Source organism: Polaromonas sp. P3_C2 (assembly GCF_056402675.1).
The window spans coordinates 1-3239 of sequence record NZ_JBFUGX010000475.1 but is presented as its reverse complement, the minus strand read 5'-3'; the positions used below and the strand labels follow the sequence as shown (position 1 = coordinate 3239).

General features: G+C 62.6%; 3 protein-coding genes. All 3 read left to right on the top strand.

Going from position 1 to position 3239, the window contains the following annotated elements:
* The first annotated feature begins 122 nt into the window (after positions 1-122).
* The 3 genes from AC1DWI_RS17410 to AC1DWI_RS17400 are packed head-to-tail and all read left to right on the top strand — an operon-like array spanning position 123 to position 3227.
* Entirely contained in the window at positions 123-1076 is a 954-nt protein-coding gene (locus AC1DWI_RS17410) for a histone deacetylase family protein (protein WP_477671088.1), read from the top strand.
* A 7-nt stretch (positions 1077-1083) separates the two neighbouring features.
* Entirely contained in the window at positions 1084-1890 is an 807-nt protein-coding gene (locus AC1DWI_RS17405) for an enoyl-CoA hydratase (RefSeq protein WP_477671087.1), read from the top strand.
* On the top strand, positions 1869-3227 hold the full coding sequence (locus AC1DWI_RS17400; RefSeq protein WP_477671086.1) for a mechanosensitive ion channel family protein: 1359 nt from the start codon (positions 1869-1871) through the stop codon (positions 3225-3227). Before AC1DWI_RS17405 ends, AC1DWI_RS17400 begins: the two co-directional genes overlap by 22 nt.
* The last annotated feature ends 12 nt before the right edge of the window (positions 3228-3239 follow it).

Sequence of the window (3239 nt, the reverse complement as noted above, 5' to 3'; positions counted from 1 at the left end):
GTCCTGTACCTGCGCCGGTTTTCCGACGATGACCGTGTTAAGCTGATCAAGAAGTGCCTGGAGTTTTTCTGTGACTTTCATGGTGCCAACCATACCGTAATTTTTTACAAATTATTTCCCCCATGAACGCGACTGGTTATTTCACGCACGCAGATTGCCGCAAGCATGAGATGGGCCCCGGCCACCCGGAATGTCCGGAGCGGCTCGACGCCATTGACGACTGGTTGCTGGCGACCGGCGTCAAGGACGCCCTGGACGCGCGCGAGGCCCCCCTGGCAGCGCTGGGCGACATTGAGCTGGCGCACGACCGCATGATGGTGGCGGCGATCCGCGGCCTGAGCGACAGCCTGGTCGATGACATCAGGGCCGGCGGGCCGGCCTATGCGCAGATTGACCCCGATACCGCGCTCAATGCGCACACCTGGAACGCCGCCCTGCGTGCGACCGGCGCCGTGCTGGCGGCCACCGACGCCGTGATGTCCGGCGAGCTTGAGAACGCGTTTTGCGCGGTGCGCCCGCCGGGCCACCACGCCTGCCACAACCGGTCCATGGGATTTTGCGTTTTCAACAGCATCGCCGTTGCTGCCAAATATGCGCTGGAGCGCCACGGCCTCAAGCGCGTGGCGATTGTCGACTTCGACGTGCACCACGGCAACGGCACCGAGGACATCCTCAGCGGCGACGACCGTGTTCTGATGGTCAGCTTTTTCCAGCACCCGTTTTACCCTTATACCGGCACCGAAAACCACGCTGGCAACATGCTCAATCTGCCCGTGCCGGCCTATACCAAGGGCATGGCGGTGCGTGAGTTGATAGAAGCGGCGTGGATTCCGCGTCTGGAAGAATTCAAGCCCGAGATGATTTTCATCAGCGCCGGTTTTGATGCGCACCGCGACGACGACCTGGGCCAGATGGGACTGGTCGAGCAGGACTACGCCTGGATCACCCAGCGCCTGAAGGACGTCGCCAGGCGCCATTCGCAAGGCCGTATCGTCTCGTCGCTTGAAGGTGGCTACAACCTGAATGCGCTGGCGCGCAGCGTGGAAGCGCATATTCGCGTCCTGGCCGATTTGTAGGGCATTCATGAGTGCCGTATCTGCTGAGCTTTCGGCTCCCGTGCTTCACACGCATGACGCGCGCGGTGTCCACCGCCTGGTGCTGAACCGGGCGGCCACTTTTAATACGCTCAGTGAAGACGTGCTGTCTGCATTGCAGGCTGCGCTGGATTCGATCGCGGCCGACAGCTCGGCGCGAGCGGTGGTCATCTCCGCCGAGGGCAAGGCTTTTTGTGCCGGCCACAACCTCAAGGACATGCGGGCCCGGCCTGAGCTGGCCTATTACCAGAAACTCTTTGCGCAGTGCACACGCATGATGCTCAGCATCCAGAGGCTGCCGGTACCGGTGATTGCGCAAGTGCAGGGCCTGGCCACCGCGGCCGGGTGCCAGCTGGTGGCCCAATGTGATCTGGCGGTGGCCTCCAGCAATGCGACTTTTGGCGTGAATGGCATCGATGTGGGCCTCTTTTGCGCCACGCCCAGCGTGCCGCTGGTGCGCAACATGCCCGCCAAGCAGGCCATGGAAATGCTGATGACGGGAGACTTCATCACGGCCGACGAAGCGCGCGTGCGCGGGCTGGTCAACCGTGTCGTGCCGCTGGATTCGCTGGACGCCGAAGTCGAAAAACTCTTGCAGTCGCTCCTGTCCAAACCGCGCGAAGCACTCGCCATGGGCAAGGAGCTTTTTTACCAGCAACGTGAAACCGGCATCGAGGCCGCCTACCAATTGGCGGGCCAGTCCATGGCCTGCAACATGGCCCATGCCACGGCACAGGAAGGTGTGCAGGCCTTCATCGAAAAAAGGAAACCCCAATGGCCAGCGCCGGCGCCCTGACGACCCGTTCTGCTCCTCCCGTCCGCATTGATGCGCTGGATGACTGGTTTGCGGCACTGGCCCAGCCTACCGCCCTCACGGAGCTGGCCGCGCTGATTTCCTGCGCGTTGCTGGCCTGGCTGGTGGTGCGCATGGCGGGCCGCGCACGTATGGCGGTCGATGGGACTTCCATCCTTTTCGGGCGGCGCGTGATTGACGGCGTGCTGTTTCCGCTGCTGCTGCTTTTCTTTGCCAATGCGGTGCAGGTCCTTTTGGCGAGGACCTTTCCGTTGGCGGTATTCAAGGTAGCCATTCCCGTGCTGCTGTCGCTGGCGGTGATCCGCCTGGGGGTCAAGGTGCTGCAGGTGGCCTTCAAGGACGCACCGCTGGTGCGGGCCCTGGAGCGCACCATCTCCTGGCTGGCCTGGATCGCCATGGTGCTGTGGGTCAGCGGCTTCTTGCCTGTGATACTTGACGAGCTCGACGACATCAAGTGGAAGGTCGGCAACTCGACGTTGTCGGTGCGCACCATGCTTGAAGGCGCGGTGACAGCCGGTGTGGTGCTGCTGATCACCTTGTGGATATCTTCGGCCATCGAGGCGCGCCTGCTGCGTTCGGCCACCGGCAACGAGCTCTCCCTGCGCAAGGCTGTCAGCAATGCGGTGCGTGCCATGCTGATGTTTGTCGGCCTGATGCTGGCGCTGTCGTCGGTGGGCATTGACCTCAGGGCGTTGTCGGTGCTGGGCGGCGCGGTAGGCGTGGGTGTGGGCTTTGGCCTGCAGAAGCTGGCGGCCAACTACGTGAGCGGCTTTGTCATGCTGGCCGAGCGCAGTGTGCGCATCGGTGACAACGTGCGGGTGGACACCTTTGAAGGGCGCATTACCGATATCAATGCGCGCTACACCGTGGTGCGTGCACCGTCCGGGCGCGAATCCATCGTGCCCAACGAGATGTTCATCAGCAGCCGTGTTGAAAACCTCTCGCTCAGCGATACGCAGGTGCTGCAGTCCACCGTGGTGTCGGTGAGCTATGACAGCGACGTCGAGCTGGTGATGGGCCTGCTCAGTGAAGCCGCGCTCAAGCAGGACCGTGTGCTGCGCGACCCTGGCCCCAGCGTCAATCTGACCCACTTTGGCGTCGACGGGCTCGAGTTCACGCTCAACTACTGGATGGTTGATCCCGAAAACGGCCAGCAGAACCTGCGCTCGCGTGTCAACCTCGCCGTCCTGGAGTCGCTGCGTTCGCACGGCATCGAAATTCCGTACCCGCAGCGTGTGGTGCATACCCGCGTGAGCATTTCGGAGAATGCAAAAAGCGCGGAGGGCGAGAAGGGCGCTACCGGTGCCAAGCCTTCCTGAGCAGCCCACAAA